We start from the raw sequence: 15,552 nt of genomic DNA, 5'->3' as shown, positions 1-15,552 counted from the left end.
TGATGATTGACGGGAAGCCCTTCGGCTTTTCAGGTGATTTACCCGCTCCGGAAAAGAAATGTCACCGCCGACACGGGGAATTGCTGTTCTCATTATTTTATGAATGAATCTCTGGAGTTCCGGTCCTGTGCCGCTGTCGAGGGCGATGGGGTGGCGGCGGGTGGGGGCGGGGTCTCTTTGGGTGTGGGTGGGGTGTCCCTGGGGGCGGGTGGGGCGTCTCTGGGTGTGGACGGGGCGTCTGTGGGCGTGGGAGGGGTGTCTCTGGGTATGGGCGGGACTTCTCTGGGCGTGGATGGGGCATCCCTGAGTGGGGATGGGGCCTCCCTGAGCGGTGGCGGGACCTCCCTGAGCGGGGGCGGGGCCTCCCTGGGCGTGGGCGGGGCCTCCTTGAGCTGGGAGCGCACCCTTCCGCGTACCCTCGTCCATCGCAGCTCGGTCTCGGAGGTCCTTCTCACCGACGCCGTCCGGGTCGCCCCTGACCGCTTCCTCGCCGCCGCCCAATGGCCGTTGCGGCACTCCTCCTTCCGCCCCGATCCCTGGGGTCGCCCTGACCCGATCTTCGCTGCGGAAACGATCCGGCAGCTTGGTCTGCTGATCCCCGGTCTCTTCCTGGGCTGCCCTGAGGACACCCGTTACCTCCTCCAGACGGTCGGCTTCCGCCTCGACCCGGCGGCCGAACCCCGGATCGCGTCAGGGTCGGCGGATGTCCTCTGCGCGGTCGAGATGTCCGGCTTGCGGCATGTCCCCGGCGTCGACTGGCCGGTCGCCCTGAACCTGGACGTCGTCCTGTCGTCCCAGGGCATCCCCTTCGGCCAAGTGGCCGGACGGCTGCGGGCGCTGACTCCGAGGCAGTACGAGTGCCTGGGGGCGCGGCGGAGGCAGGCGCCGTCGATCTCCTCGCCCGCTCCGCGGCCGACGCCTGCGGAGGTGGGGGTGGGGGCGGCGGGGGGTGTCTTGCTGGCCTGGGATCCGGATGGGGGGTTGTGCATCGATCCTGCCGACCTTGCGCATCCCTTGTTCTTCGATCATCCCAGCGACCATGTGCCGGGGATGGTGCTGTTGGAGGCGGCTCGGCAGGCGGTGTGTTTGGTGGCGGGTGGGGGCGGGGCTGGGGGTGGGGGCGAGGGTGAAGCTGGGGCTGGGACGGGGGGCGGAGTCTGGGGTGGGATTGGGGCTGGGGCTGGAGCCGGGGGTGGAGCTGGGGGAGGGGTCGGGGCCTGGGGCGGAGCTGGGGGTGTGGTCGGAGCTGGGAGTGGAGGCGAGACAGGGACCCGGGCCGGAGCTAAGGGCAGGGGCGGAGCTGTGAATGGGGCTGGCGCCTGGACTGGGGGCGGACCCGGGGGCGAGGGCGCGACAGGGACAGGGGCTGGGACAGGGGCTGGGGCCGGGTGCGGAGCCGGGACTAAAGCCGAAGCTGAAGGCGGAGTCGGAGGCGAGACAGGAACAGGGGCCGGGGGCGGGACCAGGGCCGGGGCGGGGAGAGGGACCGGAGCCGGGGGCGGGACTAAAGCCGGAGCCGAGGGCGGACTCGGAGGCAAGACAGGGGCCGGGGGTGGGACCAAAGCTGGGGCTGAGGTCGGAGCTGAGACAGGGGTCGGAGCCGGGGCAGGGGTCGGGGCCAGGGGCGGAGCTGGGGGTGTGGTCGGAGCTGAGGGCGGAACTGAGACAGAGGTCGGAGCCGGGGCCGGAGCAGGTGGCGGCATTGGCGGTGGGGGTGGTCGGCTTGTGGAGTGTCGGATGCGGGCGGTCAGGTTTACGGAGTGGGCGCCGCGTGCGCGGGTGAGGTGTGAACGGGTGGACGGGGGTTGGAGGTTCGAGATCGTTCAGAACGGGGTGGTGACGGCGGAGGGGGAGTTGAGGCTGAGCGGAGGGTGAGTTGGTGAGCGGGGTGGGTCGGTAGCGGGGGCTCGGTGGCGAGGTGGGCCGGTAAGGGGCGTGCACCATGGAGGGTCGGTCCTTACAACGGACCGTCTCGCCTCGCACCCCGAGCCTCGCGCGGCACCCTGCGCCTCGCGTGGCACCCCCTCGCGCTCTGTATCGCGTCGTACCTTGCACCTCGCACCGCACCGCCTTGCAACTCAGCGTCTCCGGCTGCACCTCGCGCTCTGCATCGTGCCGTGCCCTGCACCTCGCACCGCATCGGCCGCAACCCAGCGCCTCGGGCTGCACCCCACGCGCTGCACCCCGCGCTTTGTCTCGCGCCGTGCCCCTCCAGCGTGCCGTGCCCTCCACCTCGCACCGCACCGCGCTGCAACCCAACACCTCGGGCCACACCCCGCGCGCCCCGCACCTCACGCCATGCTGCACCCCGAACCGCCCCGCACCTCACGCCATGCCGCACCCCGAACCGCCCCGCCCCGCCCCCGCATCTCACCCCCCACCGCACCCCAAACCCCCGCGATCTCCATCAGCTACGCTCGGTCGCGCCGACCGCGAGCACTGGATGCGAGCGCTGGACACAGGAGCGTGCCATGACCGACATCGAGATCCGCGACGACCGCGCGGCGGGCCGCCTGGAGGCGTTCGACGCCACCGGCGAACTGGTCGGCCACATCGAGTACTTCGTCTTGGAGACCCCGGAGCGCCTGGACACCCCGGAGCACCCGGAGCACCCGGAGATTCCGGAGACCCCTGAACACCCGACCCCCCTGGCACCCCCCACCCAAGCCCTGGTCCCCGTCCACACGATCGTCGAACCGGCCCACGAGGGCCAGGGCATCGCCGGCTCCCTGGCCGCCGAACTGTATGTAATGGCGTCCCGCGAGCACACCCCGGTCGCCTCCCTCTGCCCCTACGTCACCCGCTGGTCCGCCCGCCACCCGGAACAGGCCCCGGCGGCCGACCCGGAACTCCTGAAGGCGGCGAAGACATGGCTGACGGAACACCCCGGCCGATTCTGAACGGCCCCGCCGACTGAACGTCCCTGCCTGCGCCGAACGCCCCTTCCCACCGCCGCCGCTCCCGCGAGGCGTCACCGCTCCCGCAACAGAGCATCACCGCCCCCGCCCCCGCAGGGCGCCGCCCCTCCCGCCGAATGGCCTTTCCCGTCACCGCCCTCTGCAAAGACGCCCCCGCTCCCACAAAACATCACCACTCCCGCACCGCACCGCCGCTCCTGCCGCCCCCTTCCCATCGCCGCCCCCTGCAAAGGCGTCCCCCCTCCCGCATGGCATTGCCCCCCCCGCGAGGCACCGCCGTTCCCCCAGCGCGGCACCACTTCCGCGAGGCACCGCCCCTCCCGCCGAGCCCCCTTTCCCACCGCCGCTCCCGCCGACCAGCCCTTCCCGCCGCCTCGCAAGGCCCCCTACTCGCGCAAAACATCACCACTCACAGCATGCTGGCCTCCCCCTCCCACAAGCCGCCGCCCTTACCACAGAACGCGGCCCCTCCCGCGAGGCGCCGCAGCTCCTGCCGAACGCCATCCCCCTCCCCGCCGAACACCGCACCCCCGCTCCCCTCAAGCACCACCGCCCCCGCAAGACACCGCCCTTCCCGCTGACCGCCCCTCAACTCCCGCAAGCCCCCCACTCCCCAAAGCACCCCCCCTCCCACACAGCGCCCCCTCCCATGAAGCCCCCCCCAAAAAAACCCAAAGCCCCCCTCCCAAAGGCCCCCCATGCCCCAATCCCTAACCCTCCTCCACACCTCCCCCACCCACATCCCCCTCTTCAACACCCTCCAAGCCGAACACCACCCCCACCACCCCCTCCACCACCACGTAGCCGAAACCCTCCTCACCCAAGCCCGCGAAACCGGCCCCGAATCAATCGCCCCCGCCCTCCGCGCAACCCTCAAAACCCTCGCCGCCAACGCGACCGCGATCCTCTGCACCTGCTCGACCATCGGCGCGGTAGCCGAACGTGAAGGCGCGAACCTCGCCGTGCCCGTGCTGCGCGTAGACCGCCCCATGGCCGCCGCAGCCGTAGCCGCAGGCGAGCGGATCGTCGTGCTCGCGGCCGTCGAAAGCACGCTCGCCCCGACCGTCGAGTTGATCCGGGAGGAAGGTGAAGGGCGGTCCGTCGCCGTCCGTACCCTCCTCCTCGAAGACGCCTGGCCCCTCTTCGAGGCGGGTGACCTCGACGCCTACGCCCGCCGGATCGCCGAGGCCGCCGGCGGAGTCGAGGGGGCCGACGTGATCGTCCTCGCCCAGGCCTCCATGGCCCCGGCGCAGCGGTACGTCAGAACCGCCGTCCCCGTCCTCTCCAGCCCCCGCCTGGGCCTCGCCGCCGCCATGAAACGTGTGTGAAACCACAAGCATCATGGGCCGGAACTCGCCTTAGGATGGCCGAAGTTCACCAGCTGACCACCTTTCAGGCGGGTATGTGACCGCCGGAAGGCCGGACCGGACGAGGACCATGACCCCCACACCTTCCCGGCGCACCGTCCTGCAAGGACTGGCGGCCGGCGGCGCAGTCGTCGCTTTCGACCCCCTCACCCGCGCCTGGGCGACGACCGCAGACGCCACGCTGCCCCAAGTCCCGCCGCTCGACGGCACGTTGCTCACCGACTCCGCGTCCCGCGCGGCGGCGGCCGACGACTACGGGCACATCGTGCACCGCACCCCGGCCGCCGTCCTGCGCCCCGGCTCGCTCGACGACGTCGTCAAGATGATCCGCTACTGCAACACCCACGGCATCGACGTCGCCCCGCGCGGACAGGGACACGCCACTTTCGGACAGGGCCAGGTGACGGACGGGCTCGTCATCGACACCGGCACGCTCAACCGCATCGGCACCCCCGCAGCCCCCGCCCCCGCAACCACCACCCTCACCGTCGGCCCCGGCGCCAAATGGAGCGACGTCCTGCGCTCGACCCTCGAACACGGCCTGACCCCACCGGTGTTCACCGACTACATCGAGCTGTCCGTCGGCGGCACCCTCACCGTCGGCGGTATCGGCGGACAGACCCACCAGCACGGCGCGCAGGTCGACAACGTCCTCGAACTCCAGGTCGTCACCGGCGCCGGCGAACTCCTGCGCTGTTCCCCGGCCAGCCGCGCGGACCTCTTCCACGCCGTCCTCGCCGGCCTCGGCCAGGTCGCCGTCATCGTCGAGGCGACCATCCGCCTGGTCCCCGCCCCGGCCACCGTCCGCCACTACCTCCTGCCCTACACCGACCAGCGGACCTTCCTCGCCGACCAGCGCACCCTGATCGAGAAGCGCCGCTTCGCCTACGTCGAGGGCCAGGTCACCGCCGACAAGAGCGGTGCCTGGACGTCGTACGTCCTGGAGGCGGTCGCCTACGACGACGGCGTACCCGAAGCCGTGCTGCTGGCCGGGCTGCGGTACGACCAGGGCGGGGTCCAGCGCAGCACTCCTGCGTACTTCGACTTCGTCAACCGGGTCGGGCCCGTCGCCGAGGAGCTGAAGAAGGCCGGGCTGTGGGGCTACGCGCACCCCTGGCTGAACCTGCTGGTCCCGGGCGCGCGGACCGCCGAGGTGACGCGGGCGATCCTGGACACCGTCAGCACCGCCGACGTCGGCCCCGGCCTCATCCTGCTGTACCCCCTCAGCCGCGCCCGCCTGCACGCCCCGATGCTGCGCATGCCGGACGACCCGGTCCCGTACCTCTTCGCGGTCCTCGGCGCGACCCCGCCGGACGACAAGGCCACCGTCGACCGGCTCGTGGCGGCCAACCGCGCGGCCTACGACAAGGTCGTGGCGGCCGGCGGCACCCACTACCCGGTCGGCTCCATCCCGCTCACCCCGGCCGACTGGCGCGCCCACTTCGGCGCCGCCTGGCCCCAGCTGGAGGCGGCCAGGAAGACGTACGACCCCCGGGGCGTCCTCGTACCCGGGCAGGGCGTCTTCGGCTGAAACGCGGTGAGTTGACCTAGCGCGTGGCGGGAACCGGCTCGGCTGGTTCGGGGTCTTGTCCTGGCCGGTTCCCTCCCTCTAGCTTGTGCCCTCCTGACCGCCTGCCCAGGGGGGGACCGCTCCATGGCCGTACGCGGCCGGCACCGCCGGTACCAGCCGACCCGGATCAACCGCGCCTCGCTCACCGTCACCGCAGGCAGTGCCGGGATGGCGCTCCCGCTGATCGGCGCGTCCACCGCGCACGCGGCCGACGTCCACACCTGGAACAAGGTCGCCGCCTGCGAGTCCACGAACAACTGGAGCATCAACACCAGCAACGGCTATTACGGCGGGCTCCAGTTCACCCAGTCCACCTGGGAGGCGTACGGGGGCCTGCGGTACGCCGGACGCGCGGATCTGGCCAGCAAGGACCAGCAGATCGCCGTCGCGGAGAAGGTGCTCGACGGACAGGGGCCCGGGGCGTGGCCCGTCTGCTCCAAGAAGGCCGGGCTCACCAAGGGGGGCGTTGATCCGGTCATCAACCCAGAAGGCCGTACGAAAAAGGCCGCCCCCAAGAAGGCCACCGCCAAAGACGTCCAGGCCCACACCACCCCCCAGTCCCGCGCCGGCCGCACCGAGATGTACACCGTCGTCCACGGCGACACCCTCTCCGGCATCGCCGAGGACCGCGCCGTCAAGGGCGGCTGGCGGGGCCTGTACACGGCGAACCGCAAGGCCATCGGCGCCGACCCCGACCTGATCCTGCCGGGCCAGCGGCTCAGCCTGAGCGGCGCGGCCACCGCTAAAGCCCCGGCGAAACCCAAAGCGGCGCCTAAAAAAGAGACCCGCACCGCGCTCGTCGCCCCCGTCGCCTCCGCCGCCGTCGGCACCAAGTACCACGCCACCGGCTCGTCCTGGTCGAAGGGCTACCACACGGGCGTCGACTTCCCCGTCCCCACCGGCACCGCCGTCAAGTCGGTCGCCGCGGGCGAGGTCGTCGCGGCCGGGTGGGGCGGCTCCTTCGGCTACCAGGTCGTCGTCCGGCACGCGGACGGCCACTACACGCAGTACGGGCACCTGTCGGCGATCTCCGTGCGCGACGGGCAGTCCGTGACCGCCGGGCAGCGCATCGGCCGCTCGGGGTCGACGGGGAACAGCACGGGCCCGCACCTGCACTTCGAGGTGCGGACCGGGCCGGACTTCGGTACGGACGTCGACCCGCTCGCCTATCTGCGGGCCCACGGCCTCACGATCTGACCGGGGCCCGCTTCGCCTGCGCCCGGTGCCGGTCCACCGGCGGCACCGGGCGGTCCACGCCCCCGTAGAAGGGCCCGTAGTAGGTCGCCTCGCCGTACGCGGGGCCTTCCGGGCGGGCGGACGGCTCCGGGACCTCCGCGCGGACCACGACGACGGCCGGCTGCTGGGCGGGGACGGCCGGCGCGGGCTCCTCGGGAGCGGGCTCGGGGGCCGCTCCCTCGTGGGTCATGCGCTCGGTCGTCAGCAGGATCAGGCCGCCCGCCGCGACGACCCCGCAGCCCAGGGCGAGCAGGGTGCCCGTCGTGCCGTAGCGGAAGGACTCGCCGAACATCGTGATGCCCACGGCCGCCGCTATCACCGGGTTGACCACCGTCAGCGTCGCCAGCGGGGCCGCGAGGCCGGCGCCCCGGTAGGAGGCCTGGGACAGCAGCAGGCCGGCCGTGGCGAGGACGCCTATCAGGGCCAGGGTCGGCAGGTCGGAGGCGGAGACACTGCCGCTGTCCCAGTCGACGGCGACGGTCTTGGTGAACACCGAGGACATGCCGAACGCGATGCCGGACGCCGTGGCCAGCAGGACGCTGCGCACGGCCGGGTGCCGGTGCACGGCCCGCGCGGCGATCATCAGGGAGGCGACGGCGCCGGCGGTGACCACCGCGACCGCGACCCGCTGCGGACCGTTCAGGGACAGCGAGTCGGAGGCGCCGACCAGGGCCAGCAGCCCCGCGAGACCGACCGTCGCCATCAGCGCGCCGCGCCACGCGGTCGCCCCGGCCCGGCGGCCCACGAAGAACGCGGCCATGGGGAGCGCGAAGACGATGGTGAGCGCGCCCAGCGGCTGGACGAGGCTCAGCGGGCCGTAGGCGAGCGCCAGGACGTGCAGGACGCCGCCCAGGCCGTTCAGCGCGACCGCCGCCCACCAGCCGGGGCGGCGCAGCGGCGCGTACTGCCCGGCCGTCGCGGAGTCCGCCACGCGTTCCTGCACGATCGCGCCGCCCGCGTAGGCGACGGCGGACACCAGTGACAGGACCACGGACAACGCGAGGGCACTCATGAGCTGCTCCTCTGCGCGGGGCCGGGGCGCGGGGCCCGGCGCGGCGAACGGTCGGCTTCCATGTTCAACACGATGCCCCGCCCGGTCTGTTCCTGTCGTCGTACCTGAGCACTCATTGCGTCCTACTGCCGTTGGAGTACAGAACGTCCGATCTCCACCCCTGGGCTGGTGTACCTGAGGCGGACGGGGCGCTCCGCGGCCACGGTGTTTCTTGGTACTACTGCCTCTCGTGGACCTCGACCCCGATCTCGCCGCCCTCCGCCCCCTCGGCGGCTTCTCCGTCCTACGCGCGGCCGGAGACCCGCCCACCCCGTTGCCGACCCTGACCAGGGCATATGCGGCGGCGACGGAAAGCGGCGCCGAGGAGGTTTACGGGAATCCGCTGATTTTCCGTGTCCGGAAAGTAGCGCTGAGCACCGGCGCCCCCGAGGACCGCGTGGCGGCCTCGATCGCCCACCTGGGCCTGGCCGCCCGCCTCTGGTCGACCGCCCTGGCCTGCGCGGCCGTGTACGACGCCGTCCCCGACCTCTCCGGCCTGCGCTGGAACGCCGACGCGAGCGCCCCCGACGACCTCTGGCTCCCCGAGGTGCGCCCGCTGCCCCCGGCCGCCCTCGCCGAGCAGGTCCTCACCGGCCACCTCGACCCGCTCGCCGCCGCCCTGCGCGCCCGCTACCGGCTCCCCGAGGCCCTGCTGCGCGGCAACGCCGCCTCCGCCCTCGCCGGCAGCGCCCGCCAGCTGATCCACGCCGGCCAGGGCGAGGCCGCCGCGCTCGCCGCCGGACTCCTCGCCGACCCCCGGCTGGCCGGCACCTTCGACGGCCCCCCGTTCCGCCGCCGCAGCTGCTGCCTGTACTACCGGATCCCCGGCGGCGGCCTGTGCGGCGACTGCTGCCTGGACCGCGTCCCGCGCTCTTCCCCGCACGCCCCGTCTGAGTGACCATGAGGGAACTGACCGTCGAACGCGGGGGGTTGTCGGTGAAGGTGGGACTGCTGACCCGGGAGTACCCGCCGGACGTGTACGGCGGCGCGGGCGTCCACGTCGAGTTCCTGGCCCGCGAGCTGAGACACCTCGTCGACCTCGACACGCACTGCTGGGGCGAGGGCCGTGCCGACGGCGTCGTACGCCACCGCCCCTGGGCCGTGCTCGACGGGGCCAACGAGGCGCTGCGCACCTTCTCCGTCGATCTCGCGATGGCCGCCGGCCTCGAAGGGCGGGACCTGGTCCACTCGCACACCTGGTACGCCAACCTGGGCGGGCATCTCGCGAAGCTGCTGTACGGGGTCCCGCACGTGGTGACCGCGCACTCGCTGGAGCCGCTGCGGCCCTGGAAGGCGGAGCAACTCGGCGGCGGATACGCCCTGTCGGGGTGGGCGGAGCGCACGGCGGTGGAGGCGGCCGACGCGGTGATCGCGGTGTCCGGGGCCATGCGTGAGGACATCCTCGGCTGCTACCCCGCCCTCGACCCGGCGCGCGTGCACGTCGTCCACAACGGCATCGACACCGGGCTGTACCGGCCGGACCACGGCACAGAAGCCTTGCTGCGCGCGGGAGTTGACCCGGAGCGGCCCTACGTGCTGTTCGTCGGCCGCATCACCCGGCAGAAGGGCGTCCCCCAACTCCTGCGCGCCGTACGGGACATCGACCCGCGCGCGCAGGTCGTGCTGTGCGCGGGCGCGCCGGACACCCCGGAGATCGACCGTGAATTCCGGGAGCTGCACGAGGAGTTGAGCCGGGTGCGCGGCGGGGTGCACTGGATCCCGAAGATGCTGCCGCGCCCCGAGGTGATCCAACTCCTCACACACGCGGCCGTGTTCGTGTGCCCGTCGGTGTACGAGCCGCTGGGCATCGTCAACTTGGAGGCGATGGCGTGCGGGACGCCGGTCGTGGCGTCGCGGGTGGGGGGCATCCCGGAGGTCGTCGTGGACGGGGTCACCGGGCAACTCGTCGATATGGACGCCGAGTTCGAGGCGGGGCTCGCCGCGGCGATCGACGCCGTGCTGGCCGATCCCGAGGGGGCCCGGCGGATGGGGGCGGCCGGGCGGGCGCGGGCCGTCACGGAGTTCGGGTGGGACGCGGTGGCCCGGCGCACTGTCGCGCTCTACGAGGAGGTCCTGAAGCAGGGTTGAGGCGCCTTGCCGCAGGGCAGTCAAGGGGAACCCAAGGGTGAGGGGAGCGGCTATGCGTCGTGGAGGGCCTTCGGTGCTGGGGATCGTACTGGCGGGCGGCGAGGGGAAACGCCTGATGCCGCTGACCGCGGACCGGGCGAAACCGGCGGTGACCTTCGGCGGGACCTACCGGCTCGTGGACTTCGTCCTGTCGAACCTCGTCAACGCCGACATCCTGCGCATCTGCGTGCTGACGCAGTACAAGTCGCACTCGCTGGACCGGCACATCACCACCACCTGGCGGATGTCGAGCCTGCTCGGCAACTACGTCACCCCCGTCCCCGCCCAGCAGCGGCTCGGCCCGCGCTGGTACCTCGGCAGCGCCGACGCGCTGCTTCAGTCGCTGAACCTCGTCAACGACGAACGGCCCGAGTACGTCGCGGTGTTCGGCGCCGACCACGTCTACCGGATGGACCCGCGCCAGATGCTCGCCCAGCACATCGAGGGCGGCGCGGGCGTCACCGTCGCCGGCATCCGCGTCCCGCGCGCGCAGTCGCCGTCGTTCGGGGTGATCACCCCGGGCGGCGACGGGCAGACGGTCACCGAGTTCCTGGAGAAACCGGCCGACCCGCCGGGTCTTCCCGACGACCCGGACACCGTCTTCGCGTCGATGGGTAACTACCTGTTCACGACCAAGACCCTCGTCGAGGCGCTGCAACGGGACGCCGAGGACGAGCACTCGGTGCACGACATGGGTGGCTCGATCCTGCCCCAGCTGACCGCGCGCGGCGAGGCCCAGCTGTACGACTTCAGCCAGAACCACGTGCCCGGCGAGACCAGCCGCGACCGGGGCTACTGGCGCGACGTCGGCACGCTGGACGCCTACTACGCCGCCCACATGGACCTCATCGCCGAGCGGCCCGCGTTCAACCTGTTCAACCGGAGCTGGCCGGTCTACACCCACTCGGGCCAGCTCTCCCCGGCCCGGTTCAGCGCGAGCGGCATGGCGAGCGAGTCGATCATCAGCGCGGGGTGCCTGATCCGGGGGCAGGTCACCCGGTCGGTGCTGTCGCCGGGGGTGGTGATCGACCCCGGGGCGGTCGTCCAGGGGTCGGTGCTGCATGACAACGTGCACGTCGGGCGGGGTGCGGTGGTGCGCGGGGCGGTGCTCGACAAGAACGTCGAGGTGCCGCCGGGGGCGACGGTCGGGGTCAATCCGGAGCGGGACGAGGAGCTGTACTCGGTGTCCGAGGGCGGGGTGATCGCGCTCGGGAAGGGACAGATCGTCGGCTGAACCGGGTGGGCCGAGTGGGTGCGGTGGCGGCTGTTACGCCGGTGGCGACTTAATCCGTTGTTAACTGAGCGTAGCTTGATCGTACTTGACCGTAATCGACGGGACGCGTTTCACTTCTGACGCCCCCCGCACCCCCCGTCGTCGACGCGAGGCAAGCCTTTGACCGCCGAACTGCTCGCACCACTCGACCTGGCGTTCTGGAACATCGACTCCGCCGGACACCCCATGCACCTGGGCGCCCTCGGTGTCTTCACCGCCCACTCGCCCACCGCCGGCGCCCACGCCGCCGACCTCCTCGCCGCCCGCGCGGCCGGCGTCCCCGGACTGCGCATGCGCATCCGCGACGTCTGGCACCCGCTCGCCTTCGGCGCCGCCGCCCGCGAGCCCGACCCCGGCTTCGACCCCCTCCACCACATCGTGCTGCACGCCCCCACCGCCGACTTCCAGACCGAGGCCGGACGCCTCATGCAACGCCCCCTGGAACGCGGCCGGCCCCCCTGGGAGGCGCACGTCCTGCCCGGCGAGGACGGCGTCACGTTCGCCGTCCTGTTCAAGTTCCACCACGCCCTCGCCGACGGACTGCGCGCCCTCACGCTCGCCGCCGCCGTCCTCGACCCGATGGACCTCCCGCCCCGCCGCGCCCGCCCCGAACGCCCGCCCGAGCGCCACCTGCTGCCCGGTCCGCTGCGCGCCGCCCTCGCCTTCCCCGGCCGCGCCCTCACCGGCACCGGGCGCGCCCTCGACATCGGCGCCTCCGTCGCCGTCTCCACCCTCGCCACCCGCTCCAGCACCGCCCTGCGCGCCGCCCCCACCGGCACCCGGCGCACGGCGGGCGCCGTCATCGACATCGACGACGTCCACCGGGTCCGCAAAGCCGTCGGCGGCACCGTCAACGACGTCCTCATCGCCGTCGTCGCCGGCGCGCTGCGGCGCTGGCTCGACGAGCGCGGGGATCCGAGCGACGTCACACCGCGCGCCCTCGTGCCGGTCTCCCAGCGCCGGCCGCGCACCGACCGGCCGCAGGGCAACCGGCTCTCCGGGTACCTGCTGCGGCTGCCCGTGCACGAACCCGATCCGCTGGCCCGGCTGACCGCCGTCCGCACCGCCATGGGGCGCAACAAGGACGCCGGGCCCGGGCGCGGGGCGGGGGCCGTCGCGCTGCTCGCCGACCATGTGCCCGCGCTCGGGCACCGGCTCGGCGGACCGCTCGCCGGGCAGGCGGCGCGGCTCTGGTTCGACCTGCTCGTCACCAGCGTCCCGCTCGCCGGGATGGGCCTGCGGCTCGGCGGGCACCAGGCCGTCGAGGTCTACCCCTACGCCCCGCTCGCCCGCGGCCAGTCCCTCGCCGTCGCCCTGTCCACCTACCGGGGGCGCGTGCACGCCGGGCTCGTCGCCGACGCCGAGGCGGTACCCGACCTCGACCGGCTCGCCGCCGCGCTGGGCGCCGAGGTGGAGACGCTGGTCACGGCGACCGCCGCGGGTTTGGAGGAGCGGCGCGGGGCTCCGTAGAATCACCCGTTCGACAGCGGGTGCGACGGGCGCACCGCACGGTGAGCCGAGGACTACAGCGCGATGACGGTGACAGAGGACGGCGAGATCTCGTACGGCCCCGGTATCGACCCCGAGCGGCTGGCCGTCTGCCTCGGCGTGCTGGACGAACTCGACAAGCTCGACGTCGACCACCCCGACGCGATCACCGTACGGCGCGCCACCGCCGGCATCTACCGCACGGTCAAGCAGCGCCGCCGCCAGGAGCGCCGGGCCTCCAAGACCGCCCACGACAAGGCCGTCACCGAGGCCACCGCCACCGGCTCCGCCCAGCGCATCGACGACGAGACCGAAGGGCTGCTGCCCTCCTCCGTCACCGAGGAGGGGAGGATCGCCGGGGTCCTCCAGCGCCCGCGCTCCTGCTACACCTGCAAGAGCCGCTACACCGAGGTCGACTACTTCTACCACCAGCTCTGCCAGGACTGCGCCGCCCTCAACCGCGCCAAGCGCGACGTCCGCGCGGACCTCACCGGCAAGCGCGCCCTCCTCACCGGCGGGCGCGCCAAGATCGGCATGTACATCGCGCTGCGGCTGCTGCGCGACGGCGCCCACACGACGATCACGACCCGGTTCCCCAAGGACGCCATCCGCCGCTTCAAGGCCATGGACGACTCCGGGGACTGGATCCACCGCCTGGAGGTCGTCGGCGTCGACCTGCGCGACCCCGCGCAGGCCGTCGCCCTCGCCGACCAGGTCAGCGCCGCCGGGCCGCTCGACGTCCTCATCAACAACGCGACCCAGACGGTCCGCCGGCTGCCCTCGGCGTACGCGGCCCTCGTGGACGGGGAGTCGGCGCCGCTGCCCGCCGGGGAGCTGCCCTCCCACCACGTCATCGGGGCGTTCGGGTCCGGCGCCGTCGACGGGCTCGCCGCGCTGCCGCTCGGGTCCTCCGGGATCGACGCGCAGCAGGTCGCCGATCTCGCCCTCGTCGCCGGGAACGCGAGCGTGGCCCGGCATCTCGACGGGACCGCCATCGACGCGGGCGGGCTCGTGCCGGACGTCGTGGACACCAACACGTGGGTCCAGTCCATCGACCAGATCTCCCCGATCGAGCTCCTCGAGACCCAACTCTGCAACTACACCGCGCCGTTCATCCTGATCAGCAAGCTGCGGCCGGCCATGGCGGCGGCGGCGCGGGCGGCGGCCAGCGGGCGGGCGTACGTCGTCAACGTGTCCGCCATGGAAGGGGTGTTCGGGCGCGGCTACAAGGGCGCCGGACACCCCAACACCAACGCCGCCAAGGCCGCGATGAACATGGTGACGCGGACCAGCGCGGAGGAGATGTTCACCGCCGACGGCATCCTGATGACGTCCGTGGACACCGGCTGGATCACCGACGAACGGCCCCACTACGACAAGCTGAGGCTCGCGGAGGCGGGCTTCCACGCACCGCTGGACCTGGTCGACGGGGCGGCCCGGGTGTACGACCCGGTCGTACGGGGCGAGGCCGGTGAGGATGTGTATGGGGTGTTCTTGAAGGATTACGCGCCCGGTAAGTGGTAGGCGCCCGGGCTCAATCCACCGCCCCCAGCGCCGAGTTGCGGTTCGCCACGAGGTGGAGGACGGTGCGCCAGTCTTCCAGGACGCCCGCGTCGAAGTCGGACGTCGTCGCCTCCTCGGCGGCCTGGTGGAGGCGGGTCAGGTCGTCGTCGGTGAGGCCTGTGGGCCAGGGGTGGGCGTGCAGGAGGGCGGCTACGCGGGGGCCCAGCAGGGGGGCCACCGCTGCGGCCGTGCGGGTCGGGCGGGTCGCCGGGTCGGTGGGGCACAGGAGGTGGCCCACGGGCTGGACCAGGCCGGTGAGCTGGAGTTCTTTGTCGGCGGGGCGGCTGCGGCGCAGCAGGGCCGCCGTGCGCAGGGCGTGATCGTGCAGATCGGCGGTCGTGCCCGGCCCGGGCACGCCCCGGCAGGCGTACAGCAGGTCCATCAGCTCCTCGACGCTCCGCAGCTCCATGCCTCGGTCCTCTCGCGCGTCAGCCCGTGCACCAGGCAGCAGAGCATGAGGACCTTGCGCCCGGACCAACGGGAACTGAACTGACCGGCCCGGCGGGGGTCCGCCGAACGGGTGAAGCGCGGGGGCGACAAGTCGGTCGCGGGTGTCAACTGACAAGGGGGGACATCCCGGTGACTTGCCATAGTTACCCCAAATTTTCAGCGCTATCGAGCGGGGGTGTGCTCATTTGGTTAACCTGAGGGCGGCTGACAGCAGTACAGCGGGCGCCCGAACCGCCTTGAGCAAGGCCTGAGGGGGCTTTGAGTGCCGGTCCGTAGAGTGATCGGCCCGCCCCGAGGGTGACCCGACACATAAGGAGTGCGCGGTGACACCGGAGAAGACGAATCGCGAGCAGCGCCCCCAGGAACAGCCGGAGCGTCCCGGCCGCAAGGCCGGCGAGCTGGGCAGTCTCGACGTGTGGGCCCGGTCGGCCCCGATCCGCCTCGCGGGCTACGAGGACGACCTCGCCGAACCGCACATCCTGCCCAGCGTGGACTGAGGCAGTTGCCTA

13 protein-coding genes are annotated in these 15,552 nt (G+C 72.6%); 11 read left to right on the top strand and 2 right to left on the bottom strand.

What is annotated here, in order from left to right; translation table 11 throughout:
- Positions 1 to 99 precede the first annotated feature (99 nt).
- The 5 genes from ACYUD3_RS12975 (at position 100) to ACYUD3_RS12955 (ending at position 7,052) form a co-directional block, all read left to right on the top strand.
- Complete coding sequence (locus tag ACYUD3_RS12975) at positions 100 to 1,875, top strand: AfsA-related hotdog domain-containing protein (RefSeq protein WP_470968289.1); 1,776 nt, start codon at positions 100 to 102, stop codon at positions 1,873 to 1,875.
- Between the two features lie 596 nt (positions 1,876 to 2,471).
- Complete coding sequence (locus ACYUD3_RS12970) at positions 2,472 to 2,900, top strand: GNAT family N-acetyltransferase (protein WP_470968286.1); 429 nt, start codon at positions 2,472 to 2,474, stop codon at positions 2,898 to 2,900.
- A gap of 716 nt (positions 2,901 to 3,616) precedes the next feature.
- Positions 3,617 to 4,246 (top strand): aspartate/glutamate racemase family protein, encoded by a 630-nt coding sequence (locus tag ACYUD3_RS12965; protein WP_470968284.1) that lies wholly within the window; start codon positions 3,617 to 3,619, stop codon positions 4,244 to 4,246.
- A 109-nt stretch (positions 4,247 to 4,355) separates the two neighbouring features.
- A complete protein-coding gene (locus ACYUD3_RS12960; protein ID WP_470968281.1) occupies positions 4,356 to 5,816 on the top strand; it encodes an FAD-binding protein in 1,461 nt (486 codons plus the stop codon).
- 123 nt (positions 5,817 to 5,939) lie between these two features.
- Positions 5,940 to 7,052, top strand: a complete 1,113-nt coding sequence (locus ACYUD3_RS12955; RefSeq protein WP_470968279.1) for a transglycosylase family protein — start codon at positions 5,940 to 5,942, stop codon at positions 7,050 to 7,052.
- Here ACYUD3_RS12955 and ACYUD3_RS12950 read toward each other — a convergent pair.
- Complete coding sequence (locus tag ACYUD3_RS12950; protein WP_470968277.1) at positions 7,042 to 8,103, bottom strand: DMT family transporter; 1,062 nt, start codon at positions 8,101 to 8,103, stop codon at positions 7,042 to 7,044. The genes ACYUD3_RS12955 and ACYUD3_RS12950 overlap by 11 nt on opposite strands.
- Positions 8,104 to 8,332: 229 nt before the next feature.
- Here ACYUD3_RS12950 and ACYUD3_RS12945 point away from each other — a divergent pair, with 229 nt between their 5' ends.
- The 5 genes from ACYUD3_RS12945 (at position 8,333) to ACYUD3_RS12925 (ending at position 14,554) form a co-directional block, all read left to right on the top strand.
- Positions 8,333 to 9,040 carry a (2Fe-2S)-binding protein gene (locus tag ACYUD3_RS12945; protein WP_470968275.1) on the top strand — a complete coding sequence of 236 codons (708 nt, stop codon included), beginning with the start codon at positions 8,333 to 8,335 and terminating at the stop codon, positions 9,038 to 9,040.
- Positions 9,041 to 9,078: 38 nt separating this feature from the next.
- The gene (glgA, locus tag ACYUD3_RS12940; RefSeq protein ID WP_470968522.1) at positions 9,079 to 10,230 is read left to right on the top strand and encodes a glycogen synthase; all 1,152 of its coding nucleotides are present in this window, start codon (positions 9,079 to 9,081) and stop codon (positions 10,228 to 10,230) included.
- 52 nt (positions 10,231 to 10,282) lie between these two features.
- Positions 10,283 to 11,503: a glucose-1-phosphate adenylyltransferase gene (gene glgC / locus ACYUD3_RS12935; RefSeq protein WP_470968273.1), complete on the top strand. Its 1,221-nt coding sequence runs from the start codon at positions 10,283 to 10,285 to the stop codon at positions 11,501 to 11,503.
- Between the two features lie 159 nt (positions 11,504 to 11,662).
- The gene (locus ACYUD3_RS12930) at positions 11,663 to 13,012 is read left to right on the top strand and encodes a wax ester/triacylglycerol synthase family O-acyltransferase (protein WP_470968270.1); all 1,350 of its coding nucleotides are present in this window, start codon (positions 11,663 to 11,665) and stop codon (positions 13,010 to 13,012) included.
- A 63-nt stretch (positions 13,013 to 13,075) separates the two neighbouring features.
- Positions 13,076 to 14,554, top strand: a complete 1,479-nt coding sequence (locus ACYUD3_RS12925) for an SDR family NAD(P)-dependent oxidoreductase (RefSeq protein WP_470968268.1) — start codon at positions 13,076 to 13,078, stop codon at positions 14,552 to 14,554.
- Positions 14,555 to 14,564: 10 nt separating this feature from the next.
- On the opposite strand, the gene ACYUD3_RS12920 is transcribed toward ACYUD3_RS12925, so the two are convergent.
- Entirely contained in the window at positions 14,565 to 15,002 is a 438-nt protein-coding gene (locus ACYUD3_RS12920; RefSeq protein WP_470968265.1) for a hypothetical protein, read from the bottom strand.
- Between the two features lie 364 nt (positions 15,003 to 15,366).
- On the opposite strand from ACYUD3_RS12920, the gene ACYUD3_RS12915 reads away from it, so the two are divergent.
- On the top strand, positions 15,367 to 15,540 hold the full coding sequence (locus ACYUD3_RS12915; protein ID WP_470968263.1) for a hypothetical protein: 174 nt from the start codon (positions 15,367 to 15,369) through the stop codon (positions 15,538 to 15,540).
- Positions 15,541 to 15,552 lie beyond the last annotated feature (12 nt).

It is taken from the genome of Streptomyces sp. AMJ-169 (assembly GCF_055597585.1).
The sequence above is the reverse complement of the archived record's forward strand: the minus strand, read 5'-3'. Positions and strand labels throughout refer to the sequence as shown.